Source organism: Streptomyces sp. DvalAA-43 (assembly GCF_900091725.1).
GTDB classification, from domain to species: Bacteria; Actinomycetota; Actinomycetes; order Streptomycetales; family Streptomycetaceae; genus Streptomyces; species Streptomyces pulveraceus.
In genome coordinates, this window is record NZ_FMBW01000009.1 from 1 (window position 1) to 13,111 (window position 13,111).

Annotated in this window: 13 protein-coding genes and 1 pseudogene; 7 read left to right on the top strand and 7 right to left on the bottom strand. The window is 69.6% G+C overall.

The annotated features are described in order from the left end of the window. Window positions 1-29 precede the first annotated feature (29 nt). Complete coding sequence (locus tag GA0115234_RS01960) at window positions 30-926, bottom strand: ADP-ribosylglycohydrolase family protein (protein WP_093539089.1); 897 nt, start codon at window positions 924-926, stop codon at window positions 30-32. A 130-nt stretch (window positions 927-1,056) separates the two neighbouring features. Further along, window positions 1,057-2,166: a ferritin-like domain-containing protein gene (locus GA0115234_RS01965; protein ID WP_093539070.1), complete on the bottom strand. Its 1,110-nt coding sequence runs from the start codon at window positions 2,164-2,166 to the stop codon at window positions 1,057-1,059. Between the two features lie 178 nt (window positions 2,167-2,344). Here GA0115234_RS01965 and GA0115234_RS01970 point away from each other — a divergent pair, with 178 nt between their 5' ends. From GA0115234_RS01970 to GA0115234_RS01985, 4 genes are all read left to right on the top strand, one after another. Beyond that, on the top strand, window positions 2,345-3,280 hold the full coding sequence (locus GA0115234_RS01970) for an AurF N-oxygenase family protein (protein WP_093539071.1): 936 nt from the start codon (window positions 2,345-2,347) through the stop codon (window positions 3,278-3,280). 39 nt (window positions 3,281-3,319) lie between these two features. Beyond that, on the top strand, window positions 3,320-4,072 hold the full coding sequence (locus GA0115234_RS01975) for a TetR/AcrR family transcriptional regulator (protein WP_093539072.1): 753 nt from the start codon (window positions 3,320-3,322) through the stop codon (window positions 4,070-4,072). Between the two features lie 17 nt (window positions 4,073-4,089). After that, window positions 4,090-4,356: a hypothetical protein gene (locus tag GA0115234_RS01980; protein WP_093539073.1), complete on the top strand. Its 267-nt coding sequence runs from the start codon at window positions 4,090-4,092 to the stop codon at window positions 4,354-4,356. Between the two features lie 134 nt (window positions 4,357-4,490). Then, the gene (locus GA0115234_RS01985; protein ID WP_093539074.1) at window positions 4,491-7,286 is read left to right on the top strand and encodes an outer membrane protein assembly factor BamB family protein; all 2,796 of its coding nucleotides are present in this window, start codon (window positions 4,491-4,493) and stop codon (window positions 7,284-7,286) included. On the opposite strand, the gene GA0115234_RS01990 is transcribed toward GA0115234_RS01985, so the two are convergent. Both GA0115234_RS01990 and GA0115234_RS01995 read right to left on the bottom strand, forming a co-directional pair. Continuing rightward, window positions 7,265-8,215: a Dyp-type peroxidase gene (locus GA0115234_RS01990; protein WP_093539075.1), complete on the bottom strand. Its 951-nt coding sequence runs from the start codon at window positions 8,213-8,215 to the stop codon at window positions 7,265-7,267. The two genes, GA0115234_RS01985 and GA0115234_RS01990, sit on opposite strands and share 22 nt — an antisense overlap. A 337-nt stretch (window positions 8,216-8,552) precedes the next feature. Beyond that, window positions 8,553-9,533: a DUF3710 domain-containing protein gene (locus GA0115234_RS01995; protein WP_141718370.1), complete on the bottom strand. Its 981-nt coding sequence runs from the start codon at window positions 9,531-9,533 to the stop codon at window positions 8,553-8,555. Between the two features lie 22 nt (window positions 9,534-9,555). On the opposite strand from GA0115234_RS01995, the gene GA0115234_RS42140 reads away from it, so the two are divergent. After that, the gene (locus tag GA0115234_RS42140) at window positions 9,556-9,708 is read left to right on the top strand and encodes a hypothetical protein (protein WP_161275543.1); all 153 of its coding nucleotides are present in this window, start codon (window positions 9,556-9,558) and stop codon (window positions 9,706-9,708) included. A gap of 304 nt (window positions 9,709-10,012) precedes the next feature. Here GA0115234_RS42140 and GA0115234_RS02000 read toward each other — a convergent pair whose 3' ends face one another. Beyond that, window positions 10,013-10,483 (bottom strand): NUDIX domain-containing protein, encoded by a 471-nt coding sequence (locus GA0115234_RS02000; protein WP_093539077.1) that lies wholly within the window; start codon window positions 10,481-10,483, stop codon window positions 10,013-10,015. A gap of 2 nt (window positions 10,484-10,485) precedes the next feature. Continuing rightward, window positions 10,486-11,205 carry a helix-turn-helix domain-containing protein gene (locus GA0115234_RS02005; RefSeq protein WP_093539078.1) on the bottom strand — a complete coding sequence of 240 codons (720 nt, stop codon included), beginning with the start codon at window positions 11,203-11,205 and terminating at the stop codon, window positions 10,486-10,488. A 271-nt stretch (window positions 11,206-11,476) separates the two neighbouring features. Here GA0115234_RS02005 and GA0115234_RS43115 point away from each other — a divergent pair. Next, window positions 11,477-11,727, top strand: a pseudogene (locus tag GA0115234_RS43115) (hypothetical protein). Continuing rightward, window positions 11,715-11,960: a DUF7848 domain-containing protein gene (locus GA0115234_RS02015; protein ID WP_093539079.1), complete on the top strand. Its 246-nt coding sequence runs from the start codon at window positions 11,715-11,717 to the stop codon at window positions 11,958-11,960. Before GA0115234_RS43115 ends, GA0115234_RS02015 begins: the two are co-directional and overlap by 13 nt. A 904-nt stretch (window positions 11,961-12,864) precedes the next feature. On the opposite strand, the gene GA0115234_RS02020 is transcribed toward GA0115234_RS02015, so the two are convergent. After that, a complete protein-coding gene (locus GA0115234_RS02020; RefSeq protein ID WP_093539080.1) occupies window positions 12,865-13,110 on the bottom strand; it encodes a DUF2283 domain-containing protein in 246 nt (81 codons plus the stop codon). Window position 13,111: the final 1 nt, after the last annotated feature.

Here is a 13,111-nt window from a genome sequence, read left to right on the forward strand (position 1 = left end):
GGCTGGTGCCGAGTACGGGCCGCCCCGCCTCAGTCCAGCGGCTCGCGACGCCGCAGCCACTGCGCGGGCGCGCCGTCGACCCCGGTGGCCGCGCCGACGACGCCGCCGGTGATGGCGCAGGTCGTGTCGACGTCACCGAGGCCCTCGGCCGTCGCCCAGAGCGCCGCCTCCAGGTCGTCCGGGTGCCGGGCCGCCGTCCACAGGGCGAACGGGACCGTGTCGTCCGCGCGGATCCGCTGTCCGTTGCCCAGCAGGTCGGCCGCCTTCCAGGGTTCGGTGGCGAAGGGTACGTCCGCGGCCCGGCTCAGCCCGTCGCGTACGAGCCCTTCCGGGGTCCGGTCGGCGACCGCGGCCAGGGTGAACTCGCCGCGGACCGAGAGCGCCGCGGCGACCGCGACCGCCACCGCGCCCGCGATGCCCTCCGGGTGTGCGTGGGTGACGGCCGCCTGCAGCGCGGCCTGTTCGGCGGCGAGCCCGATGTCCTGGTGGAAGCGGGCGCCGAGCGGCGCGACGCGCATCGCCGCGCCGTTGCCCAGGCTGCCGCCCTCGAAGAGTTCGGGGGCCAGGGTGCGCCAGTCGGCCGGCCGGGCCAGCAGTTCGGGCAGCAGGATGTGCATGCCGTGGCCGTAGCCGCGGGCCTGGTCCGCCTCGAAGGCGAGCGCGAAGCAGAGCGCGAGACGGTCCTGCTCGACCCGGCCGTGCTCGTCGAGGACGCGTTGCAGGGCGCGGGCGAGCGCGGTGTCGTCGGTCCAGGGCCAGACCGGCTCCTCGGGGGTGCGGCGTGCCTTGATCTCGTCGAACGCCCGGCCGGGCTCGCGGAAGAGCGGGAACCACCGCTCACCGAACGCGTCGCCCAGGGACAGCCCTTCGAGGCTGCGGCGGGCGGCTGCGGGGTCTGCGGCGAGGGGCGGGGCCGGAGTCGTCATGCCCGCCATACTCCCCGCACGGGCCGACGGCGTACATCCTTCTCCCCACACCGACCGACGGCGTACATCCGTCTCCCCCGCACCGGCCGACGGCGTACGTCCCTTCGGGCCCGCGAGAGAACCGCTTCCCTCACTCCCCCGATGTGCCCTGGGCGATGGCCTCCTCGACCTCGGCGGCCCTGGCCCGCTCCTCCGCCTCGAAACGGTCCTTGTCGAGCTGTTCGGCTATCTCCTCGTCCTGCGCCATGAGCAGGTCCAGGTTGGAGTCGCCGAGCTCGAAGACGCCCATGTCGACATAGGCCTTCTGGAGCCGTTCGCCCCACAGGCCTATGTCCTTGACACACGGCACTATCCGGCTGAACAGCAGTTTGCGGAAGAGCTGGAGGAACTCCGAGTGTTCGGAGAGGTCCTTGGCCTCCTGCTTGCCGATGCCGAAGTTCTCCAGCACCTCGACGCCGCTGAGCCGGTCCCGCATCAGGTAACAGCCCTCGATGACGAACTCCTCGCGCTCGCGCAGTTCGGCATCGCTCAGCTGCTTGTAGTAGTCGCGCAGCGCCATCCGCCCGAAGGCGACGTGCCGGGCCTCGTCCTGCATGACGTACGCGAGGATCTGCTTGGGCAGCGGCTTGGTCGTGGTGTCGCGGATCATGCCGAACGCGGCCAGGGCGAGCCCCTCGATGAGGACCTGCATGCCGAGGTAGGGCATGTCCCAGCGGGAGTCGCGCAGGGTGTCGCCGAGGAGTCCCTGGAGGTTGTCGTTGATCGGGTAGAGCATCCCGAGCTTCTCGTGCAGGAACCGGCCGTATATCTCCGCGTGCCGGGCCTCGTCCATGGTCTGGGTCGCGGAGTAGAACTTGGCGTCCAGGTCGGGGACGGACTCCACGATCCTGGCCGCGCAGACCATGGCACCCTGCTCGCCGTGGAGGAACTGGCTGAACTGCCAGGAGGTGTAGTGCTTGCGCAGCTCGCCCCGGTCCTTCTCGGTCATCTTCGCCCAGTGCGGGGTGCCGTACAGGGTGAGGGCCTCGTCGGGGGTGCCGAGCGGGTCGGCGGGGTCGACCTCCAGGGACCAGTCGATGCGCTTGTTGCCGTCCCACTGCTTGTCCTTGCCCTTCTGGTAGAGGGCGAGCAGGCGTTCGCGGCCGTCGTCGTAGTCCCAGCTGAAGCGGGCTGCGCCGGTGGCGGGTACCTGCCACAGGGGCACTTCGGGGGCGGTGGTGTAGAGGTCGTGTGTCGACACGGACAACTCCTTCGCCTGGCACGTTTCGGCAATTCCCTTGGCGGTTGCGCCAGTTGGCAGGTTCACACGTTGATAGACGCCGGGTCAACAAGTCGCGCGCAAGGGATTGACGACCTTACTGACGAGGAGTCTCATAAGGGGTGACCGCCGGTAACCCCATGTGCGAGGTGCCTCCAGCATGACCACAGTGACCGAACGCGACGTCCAGTTGCTCCGCGACGCACTCGGCCCGCTCCGGGATCGCGAGCAGATCGCCGAGCGGCTGCTCGACTCCTCGGCCAAGCACTCCTTCGACCCGGACAAGGAACTCGACTGGGACGCGGCGATCGAGGACGGCAAGTGGTTCTGGCCGCCCGAGCTCGTCTCGCTCTACGACACCCCGCTGTGGCGGAAGATGTCCGAGGAACAGCGGATGGAGCTGTCCCGGCACGAGGCGGCGTCGCTCGCCTCGCTGGGCATCTGGTTCGAGATCATCCTGATGCAGCTGCTGGTACGGCACATCTACGACCGGCCGGTGACCAGCAATCACGTCCGCTACGCCCTCACCGAGATAGCCGACGAGTGCCGGCACTCGATGATGTTCGGCCGCATGATCAAGTGGGGCGGCTCGCCCGACTACCCCGTGCCGCGCGTCTATCACAACCTCGCACGGGTGCTGAAGACCATCTCCACCACCCCCGGTTCGTTCGCCGCGACCCTGCTCGGCGAGGAGATCCTCGACTGGATGCAGCGGCTGACCTTCCCGGACGAGCGCGTCCAGACGCTGGTGCGCGGCGTGACCCGCATCCATGTGGTCGAGGAGGCACGGCACGTCCGCTACGCCCGCGAGGAGCTGCGCCGCCAGATGGTGACCGCCCCGCGCTGGGAGCGCGAGCTGACCCGGCTGAGCTGCGGCGAGGCGGCCCGCGTCTTCTCCGTCTGCTTCATCAACCCGCAGGTGTACGAGAACGTCGGCCTGGACCGCCACGAGGCGGTCGCCCAGGTGAAGGCGAGCGGCCACCGGACGGAGGTCATGCAGTCGGGCGCGAAGCGGCTGACGGACTTCTTCGACGACATCGGGGTGCTGAACGGGGTGGGGCGCAGGCTGTGGAAGCGCTCCGGCCTGCTGGCCTGACCCGGCGCGGCACGGGCGACAGCCCGTAGGCTTCGGCCCATGACCCCTGCTGCCGCCACCGCGCCGCCGACCCGCGCGTACCGAAGGCTCGGCGTCGAGGAGCGCCGCGCCCAGCTCCTCGGTGCGGCACTCACCCTCTTCGCCCACCGGGCCCCCGACGAGGTCTCGCTCGACGAGGTCGCGACGGTCGCCGGGGTGTCCCGCCCGCTCGTCTACCGCTACTTCCCCGGCGGGCGGCAGCAGTTGTACGAGGCGGCACTGAGGTCCGCCGCCGAGCAGCTGATCCTGTGCTTCGACGAGCCGCCGGTGGGGCCGCCCACCGAGCGGGTGACCCGGGTGCTCGACCGCTATCTCGCCTTCGTCGACGAGCACGACACCGGGTTCAGCGCGCTGCTGCGCGGCGGCTGTGTCGTCGAGACCTCCCGCACCTCGGCGATCGTCGACGAGGTGCGGCGCGCGGCGGCCGAACAGATCCTGCTCCACCTGGGCAGGGATGGGGAGGCACCCGGCCCGAGGCTGCGGATGATGGTGCGCACCTGGATCGCGGCGGTCGAGGCGGCGTCCCTGATCTGGCTGGACGAGGGGAAGCGGCCCGCCGCGGCCGAGCTGCGCGACTGGCTGGTCGACCAGCTGATCGTGCTGCTGGCCGCCACCGCGGCGACGGACGTGGAGACCGCCTCGGCGGTGGCGGCGCTGCTGCCGCTGGAGACCGCCGGGGGGCCGGCGGGGCGACTGGCACAGCGGCTGGTACCGGTGCTCGGCGAGGCGGCCCATCTGCTCCCCGAGAGCTGATCGGTCAGACTGAAAGCGTGCGAAGCGAGAACACCGCCTTCACCGGCGGCCCCCTGGACGGGCGGGTCCTGCCCGTCCTCGTCGGCCCGACCGGACATCCGCCCAAGTGGTACGAGGTCCCGGTGCCTGCCGCCGACGGCGGTCCCGCCACCGTGTACGCGTACCGCAGGGTTCCGGCCGGTCACAGCAAGCGGCTGGGGCTGCCGCGCGGCTGGGTGTACGAGTACGCCCCCGGGGGCCGGGAGCGGAACCGCCCCAAGTGGCCCTGGTCGAAACCGGACTGAGAGGCTGTCGGGTGGCCTCCCGCCGGGCGGGGCCGCCCACCGGCTCCTCGGACGCGGGCCCGGTGGGGTGGCGGTCGGTCGGTCTAAGATCGACGCTCTGGTGCCCAGGCACGGTCAGCTAGGGGGGGTGCGCCATGGAGGCGCTGCGTCAGGACGATCCACGCCGCTTCGGCCCGTACACCGTGCTCGCACGGCTGCGCGGGACCGCCGGCAGCGTGCAGTACCTCGCGCGCGACGCGGCCTCCGAGGACGCGGTGGTGGTCACCGCCGCCCGCCCCGAACTCGCCGCGCTGCCCGCGTTCCGGCGCCGTTTCCAGGCGGAGGCCCGCACCGCGGACCGGCTGACCGGCGGCTGGGTCCAGCCGCAGCTGGGCGGCCCGGACGCCGCCGCCGACGAGGAGCTGCCGTGGACGGCGGGCACGTACGTACCCGCGCTGACGCTCGCCGAGGCGATCGATGCCACCGGACCACTCCCCGAACGGAGCGTGCGCATACTGGGCGCGGGACTCGCCGAGACCCTCTCCCGGGTGCACGCCACCGGAGCCGTGTTCCAGGGCCTGGCTCCTCGGACGGTGCTGCTCGCCGAGGACGGGCCGCGGCTCACCGCGTTCGGCCCGCTGGGCGCCGCGGCCGCCGCGGAGGCCCGGCCCGGCGGCCAGTTGTCCGTACGGCTCGGCTATCTCACCCCGGAGCAGGTCGCGGGCGAGGAGCCCGGACCGGCCTCCGACCTCTTCGTGCTGGGCCTGCTGCTGGCGTACGCGGCCACCGGCACGACCCCGCTCGCCGACGGCCCGGCCGCCGAGGGCGCCGAACGGATCGCCCGCACGGCCCCCGAACTCGGCGCGGTCCCCGAGGAGTTGCGCGACCTGATCGCCCGCTGCCTGGAAAAGGCCCCGGCCGACCGGCCGAGCGCCGGGTCAGTGGCGGCCGAGCTGGCCCTGGAGGGGGCTGCGGGCCTGGCGAAGGACGGCTGGCTACCGGAAGCGCTGGCCGCCGCGGTGGCGGAGCAGGGGGTACGCGCACGGGAGACGGTCGCGGCGGGTGTGCTGGTCGGGGCGGGTGTGCTGGTCGGGGCGGCAGACGGGGCGGGGGCCGGTGCACCGGCCGAGGTGGTGGGCGTTGGCCCGGTCGAGGCGGCGGACGGTGCGGCGATCGAGGCAGAGGCCGATGGCCCTGCCCGCGAACCGGTCGACATACCGCAGGGCGCACCGGCGGACGCGTCCGCCGCCGGATCCGCCCCGACTCCGCCCCAGGCCCCGATCCCGGCCCCGACTCCCGCCCCGGCTCCGGCCCCGGATACGCAGACCGCCCAGCTCGGGGACATCGGACGCCATGCCCCGAGGGCGGACCGGCCGACGACCCAGCTGTCCGTCCCGCAGGAACTCACCGGACAGCCCGCCGGAGCCACTCCGGCCCTCCCCGCAGGCGCCACCCCGGCCCTCCCTTCCAGCTCCGTCCCAGCCCTCCCTCCCGGCCCTACCCCGGCCTTCCCCGCCGCTCCTTCCGCCGGGATGCCCGGCGGGGTGCCGGCCGTGCCCCCGCCCATGGTCCCGGTGACCCCCCGTCCGCTGCCGGTACCCACGCGCCGCACCAGCATCACCCCCTCCTCCCCCGCCGTGGACCGGCGCGCGCTGCTGATCGGGCTCGCCGCCGGAGCCGCCGGGCTGGTCGTCGGTGGCGGCGGTGTACTCGCCCTGGGTGGTGGCGGAGGGGACACGGACGGCCCCGAGCCGGTGCCGAGCCGTAGCGGCCCCACCGTCGCGGGACTGCCGCCGCAGCCCCGCTGGGTGTACACGCACCCGGCGGCGGAACCGGCTCCGCTCACCGCCGCCGTCTGGAACGAGCGGCTGCTGGTGCTCACCGGCAAGTCCGGCGCTACCGCCGTCGACCTGCGCACCGGCCGCCGGGTCTGGCAGAACGCGGACGCCGCCGACGGGCAGGCCGCCCTCCCCGTCGGCGAGGACCTCTGCTTCGTCGCCACCCCCTCCGGGTTCCTCTGGCTCTCGCCGAAGGACGGGAAGACCGTGCACCGGGTGGAGCACGCGGACCTGTCCCCCGGGACACCGAAGCTCTCGGCGCCGGAGTTCGTCGGCGCGTCCGGGCCGGTGATCTGGTTCACCGGCTCCGAGAAGGCCACCGTCAAGGCCCCGCCGCCGAAGAAGGGCAAGAAGCGCGGCAAGGACAGGCAGGTCGTCAGGGCCCATCTCTTCGCCTACGACCTGGTGCGGCGCGAGCAGCTGTGGCGTACTCCCGTCCCCGCCGGACGCGGCCCCGCCACCCCTGTCCACCGGCTGATCGCGGTCCGCGAGGACGACCTGGTGATACGCCAGAGCCCGGCCACCCTGGCCCCGGACGACGTCCGGGCCGCCAAGGGCAAGGCGGTCTTCCGGAGCTTCGACCGCAGAACCGGCAAGGCGCTGTGGAGCAAGCAGTTCGGCACGGTCGCCCCGGACGCGGCGGTCATGGGCGACGACCGCGGCCTGCTGTACGCGGCGGTGGGCGACGATCTCCAGGCCTTCGAGACCCCGGCCGGCAAGCCGAAGTGGACGCTGAACGGCACCGGCGGCACCCCGTACGGGACGCCCGTCGCCACCGGAGCCGTACTCCACACCACCAACCGCAACCAGGAGGTGGGCGCGGTCGAGCGGGAGACCGGCCGACTGCGCTGGCGCCGCTCGACGGAGGCCGCGATCGGCACCGCCGCCCCCGCCGTCACCCTCAGCGCGACCGGCCGCACCCTGCTGGCCGCGGACGGCTCCCAGGTCACCGCGTTCGCCGCCGAGGACGGGCGGCGACTGTGGAAGTTCCAGGACATCGGCGCCCAGGACCCGAAGGGCCCCACGGTCACCGCTCCGTACCGGGTCCTGACGACCGCCCGCACGGCCGTCGTACAACGCGGCCGGATCTTCTACGCGTTCCCGGTCGCCTGAGCGAACAGCCCGTCGATCCAGGCGCCCCCGGGCGGCGGCACGAAGAAGTACCCGCCGCCGGTGGTGAGGATGTACTTGGCCATGGCCTCACCCTCCAGGCGCTTCTGCACGGCCTCGAACCCGGTGGCCAGGTCCCGCTGGAAGCAGGAGAAGATCAGCCCGCTGTCGCCGTCGCCCCGGTCGTAGTTGTAGCTGCGGCGCACCAGGGGCGGCGGGTTGCGCCGATCGGGGGCGGCGAGCCGCACATGCGAATCCAGCGGTGTGGCCCTGCCATTGGGGTCCGCCGCGAAGCCGGGCTGCTCATGGGCCGGAGTGCCGTCGAGCCAACGGCCGTCCCGCCGCCGTCCGATGACGCGCTCCTGCTCGCGCACGGAATCCTTGTCCCACAACTCGGTCGCGAATCGCACGATCCGTACCACCTGATAGCAGCCGCCCACGGCCCAGTCCGGTTCGCCCTGGCCACTGCGCACAACGGCCCGATCGGCCACCTCGCGCTCGGTGCCCGGATTCCCGAACCCTTCGGTGAAATGAAACGGATTACGGGAAAGCCCCTTGCCGTCCTCGACCCGGTTCTCATCCCGGAACCCGTCGACCTGCCACCGCACCCGCCACCCGGCGGCCTGCCTCACCACTCGCTCGGCGGCCTCCCGCACAGCCCTCTTGTCGGCCCCGGTCACCTGTACGAGCACGTCGCCATGCGACTGAGCAGGGTCGAGCAGGTCCCCAGCAGAGGGCGGCATCGCCCTCAGTTGGCGAGGACGCTGCGCCCCTCCCGGCACCCCTCCGGCAAAGACACGGCTCCCCAACGCAAGCCAGGCGTGAACGCCGTCCCTGTCAACCGCCGCAACCGACTGCTGCACCCGGGCCAGAGCAGCCTTCAGCGCTGCGGGCTTCCGACCCGCCGGATCACCAGCCAGATCCAGGGCCATGACACGCGCACAAGCGGCAGGCAGCGAGCCTCGCAGAGAGGCCAACGAGCCCGTGGAATCACCAGGTGACGTCCGGAAGGGCGAGGCATTCGTCGCCATCACGCCGACCCCTCCCGCAACCACCACGGTCGCACCCAGCAATATGCCTCTTCTGCTTCTCACGCCCACATCCCCACCCCAGGGTCGACCTTGAGTGCGCATAGCCTACCCGTTACTGGCGAGAGATTCGGAAGCTGCGAACAATGACCGCAGCGGCCGCATCATTCTCGAATTTCTCACAGTCCCATTAAAGAATCCATCTACTCCCGCTCCCGTCTCCCATAGATGGATTCTTGCGTCACACCGCAGGCGGGTGCAGCCCAATCACATCACCCATCTCAGACAGGGGGTAGCTACCGACGACCACGGTGGCCAAGAAGGTTTCGTAGGCCCAGCTATTTCCGCTCTCAGGAGCGGCTCCGGCACCGCTCACCACGGCCCTCAGCATCCATCCGGGACCGTCACTCCCAAGAACTCTGACATCCATGGTCACCGATTCGCCAGATTCTGTCACTGCGGGGACAGACGCCCTGATTTCGAGACCGGCCCTATCAGCCCATTCTTTCACCTTGCCGCCCTGAGCGCGCATCCTGGAAATCATGTCCGCCCGAATAGAATCCCAGAGAACGTTCGAATTGGCACGGAAGGCTTGAAGCTGAAGGGCGGTATCACCTTGAACCAGCGTAACGGCCAACATTTCGCCGTTTGCCTCAATAGGGAGAACCGACATGCCCTCCGATACAGGGACTCGAATCCCGCCCATATCGATCAGATCGAGATTGGACACATCAATCTCTCCGATATCCCAAGGACCAGATTCGAGCCCTCTCCGGATAACATCACCCTGCAATGACTCCCGGCACACCTCGACCGCCACGGAAAGTAGGCTCTTCACGCTTTCTCGGGATTCGGACTCTTCACCGAGAAGAGCAGCAAGGAATCCAGCCACGTTGGGCATCGTGAAGTATCCGGATAACTGCCCATCGGAGACATCCGAAACACCTCCGAGAAACATTTCAGTCATCGACAGGACGTCATCTCTGGGGATAGATTTGACGAACCTCGGTGCCGCCTGACTCACCGTTGACAGGCCGTTCTCCCAACGAGTGCGAAGAACTATCTGGATCACCGCGGTCAATATTCTCTTGGGAGTCAGGCGATCCCACCGATCACCTTCTGATTCCGTTAGAATGTTCGAATCAATTACTCCACCTTCGGTGAACATCCTCACTATCTCAGCCGCACGCGCCTCAGCGGTTTCGCCGCCATAGTTTGACACGCTGCACTCCCTTGCCAGCACAATGGATACAGCAACAAGAGCCTCTGCTGGACCATCCCGCCTGATCGAGAAGATCAGAAACTTCCGTTCGACGCCGATCCCATTGCTAATGATTCTCGATCAAGCTGATGAAATCGCCGAACTCAACGAGATTACCATGATTGGTGTCGATTAGGCCGGAGAAGCCTACAAGTACCTACCCAAGGAATCTGCGTGCTACATCCATGGACTCGCAGGACACCTCTGTGTAATTGCTCCCGAAACTCAGAGGATCTTTTGGCCCACGTACACCGCCCGTACGCAGCCCCCCGGAATTATGAACCAGCACCGACATCTCGCCCGCCAGCACATAGTACGTGTGCTACGCGGGCCCCTCTACCTGCTTTTTCGCAGGTCAAGCGCAGTTTGCTGGTCCGGTGAAGTGCGTGGGTGTCCGTGGTTGTGCGGGGTTATTGCCGTCGCTACTGCCGTCAGATGGTTCAGCCCAGGTACGGCTTCTCGCGCTGTTCCAGGAAGTGCTGGAGCCTGAGTCGTTGGGTGTGGTGCATCGGCAACTGCTCGATCTCGTCCGGCGGCACGAACCGGAGTTCGGTGGACTCGTCGGAGATTGCCAGTTGGCCGCTGGTGATGCGGGCGGTGAAGCAGACGTTGAACTGGCGGCGGACCTCGCCGTCGGTGTAGGCGATGATGTGTTTCGGGTCGGTGTAGGTGCCGACCAGGCCGGTGATCTCGACGTCGAGGCCGGTCTCTTCCTTGACCTCGCGGACGGCCGTGCCTGGCAGGGAGTCGGTGAGGTCCATACCGCCTCCGGGCAGGGCCCATAGGTCGTTGTCGCGGCGGCGCTGGAGGAGGATGCGCCCGTGGTCGTCGGTGACGACGGCGGAGGCGGCGACGACCATGCTGTTCGGCTTGGGTGCGTTCAGGTCGTCGTAGTACTCGGTGCGGGCCACGGTCAGCCTTCCTCTCGTACGGGGGTTGCCGTCGCCCACACGGCCTCGAAGCTCTCCGCGTAGGTGTCGAACATGCCGCCTGTCTCGTGTCGGCGAAGATGCCATACGGGGGCGGCGTACGCGTTGACGCCCCAGACATGGGCGTTGACGAGTTGCTGATCGTCGGCGCGGTAGAGGGAGTTGTAGAGCGTGGTCTCGTGGGAGCGGACTTCGATGCCGGGGGTGCCGGCGAGCGGCCTGTAGTGCATGAGGGCGAGGCGGCAGCGGGATTCGATGCCGTGGCCGAACCGCTCCTCCTGGCCACGGGCTTGGACGTTGTCGCTGTCGGGGTCCCCGATCGCGATGCGGACGGTGCAGCCTTCGGCGGCGCGTTCGGTGAGGAGTTCGTTCAGCCGCGGGAACGCCTCGTGGAGGAAGACGGCCGCGTAGACGAGGATGTCGATCCGTTCCCGGGCCTGGGCCATCAGGTCAGTGAACGTCGAGACGGGGATGTCGGCCCGCTGCTCGTAGAGCGCCACCAGCTCAGGGCTGATGGCGCGGGCGGGGCGGGCCTGGCGGAGCGCCGGCCAGAGTGCGTTCACGTCTTCTCCCAGGGCCTTGGCCGCCTGGAGGGCGGTGGCACGACGTGGGATACGCCCGAGGTTCACCCAGCGCTCGACCGACTTGGGGTCGACCTCGACCTGCTGAGCGAGTGCGGCGTACGTCCAGCCTCCCGCCGCCATGACGGCTCGTAGTCTCTCGTTCGGCACGAGTCTCCCCCTTCGTCTCAGGACGGCACTAGGGACGTTCTACACGGTGCGGGACGTCCCGAAGTGGGGTTTGGTGGAGGTTCCTTCGTCCCGGTGACCGGCGTGAGGATCGGTGCCGACCCTGCGGCACCAACAGGCCCAGGGGCACGCATCAACGCCGCCGAGGAGCGTCACCGTGCGAATGAGCGCCACCCCATGTTCCCGCCCTGCGACTGGACGCCCGGTCGCGCGCCGCCTCGCCGGGGTGGTCACGATGACGGCCCCCACCCCTGATGCCGACGGGCACACCGTCTCACCCGATGCCGGCGCCCTGGTGGTCGACCGGCGGAGCGGCAAGGTGGGCGTGGTGATGGGGCATGTGGGGCCGTACGTGCAGCTTCGGCCACCGCGCGGTGGCCGGGAGTGGACGTGCCGCCCGAGGACGTACGTACGCCGACTCCGACGGAGGAGTTGAGCGCGAAGGTGGCCGTGGCCAACCGGAGGTGGGGACGGTGACCCCGCGCTCGGTCCTGCGCTACGAGACCTGGACGCTCCAGCCCGACCGCGAGCCGGACGCGGAGCCGGTCCTTTACGCGATGCAGTGCGCCGTGGACGGAGAGACCTCGCCGGCGAGCGAGGACTTCGCCGAACCGCAGGACTGGGTGCTGCGGCACTGCGGCCAGAACCCGTCCCACCACACCTACCGGGAGATCGTCACCCGCCCCTGGCGGACCTGGCGCCAGACGTGACCCGCCTCGCTCGCCCAGGCGCCGCACCGCGCTGACCCACCCGACTCCCGTCCCTGCCGGGCGCAGCCGATCGAGGCTCCCCCGCACTCGTCAGCCCCGGCAGGGACGGGCCCTCACGTGCGTGCCGTGCCCATGACTGTGGGAGTTCTGGCCTCTGCCACAGAAAGTCAGCCACGACGGCGGGCGCGCCGACCGATCACCCGCCACGTGTGTCTCGCTCAACCCCGCACCGGCATCAGCCCAGTTATCTCCATCGTCACGGCCCCAGCCAGGCAGCAAGCATGGGCGTCCGGGACGGCGCGAGGCCGCCGGGCAGCCTCTCAGGTGCCCAGCCACTGCTGCTGAACGGTCGGACCGGGTCTTCCGATTGGTGGTCCGGCCTACGCTCCCGGGCTCTGCGCGCCGAGTGGTCGGCGGCCGTCGCCAGCGGGGCGGCAGACAGGAGCGGGCGGCGGTCACCGACCGCCGGCGCGCGGCGGCCCGCGCCAGCGGGACGCCCTTGATCAAGTAAAGAAACTTTGAACAGCTTGCCCAGCGTCCCCGATGATCGGATGCGCGATACTGCTCCGGCCCGAGCAAAGTCTTTTGGTCCCGCGCCAGCATTCGGAGCGCCGCCCTCTGGCGCGCCCGCACCGGCGTCACCCGCCACACCCCATCCAGCGCGCGGCGCCCCAAACCTTCCGCAAGGCCTCCAGGGTCCCACCCACCCGGCCCAAGAACGGCAACGAACCACCGTTCCCTTGCGCTGCGTCCCTCCAGTGCCGTTGCCGTCAACTACTGCCGTCAGACGCCTCAGATCACGGCAGCCGTCCCCACCGGATTCATTTACGGTGGGGACGGTCTACTTATTTCCTGCGATACCAGAGTGCACCCTCGATGTCACCCGGCAACATACGGACCAGGTTTACGAATCTTCTACGCCGAGTCGCTCCGCCGCATCGAGCAAGCGCTGCGGCAACTTCGAACTTGCCGCCAATACCTCGATACCGACGAGGCGCCCCTTCGTATCGAAGTCGAGGTTGATCATGCCTTCAACCTCGACTGGATCGCAGGGATACATGCGCGACACCTCTTGGCGCGTTTGCGAATCGGTGAAATATACGTATGCCGCATCCGCCTGCTGATCGTATGTGACTCTGACGTCCACCATG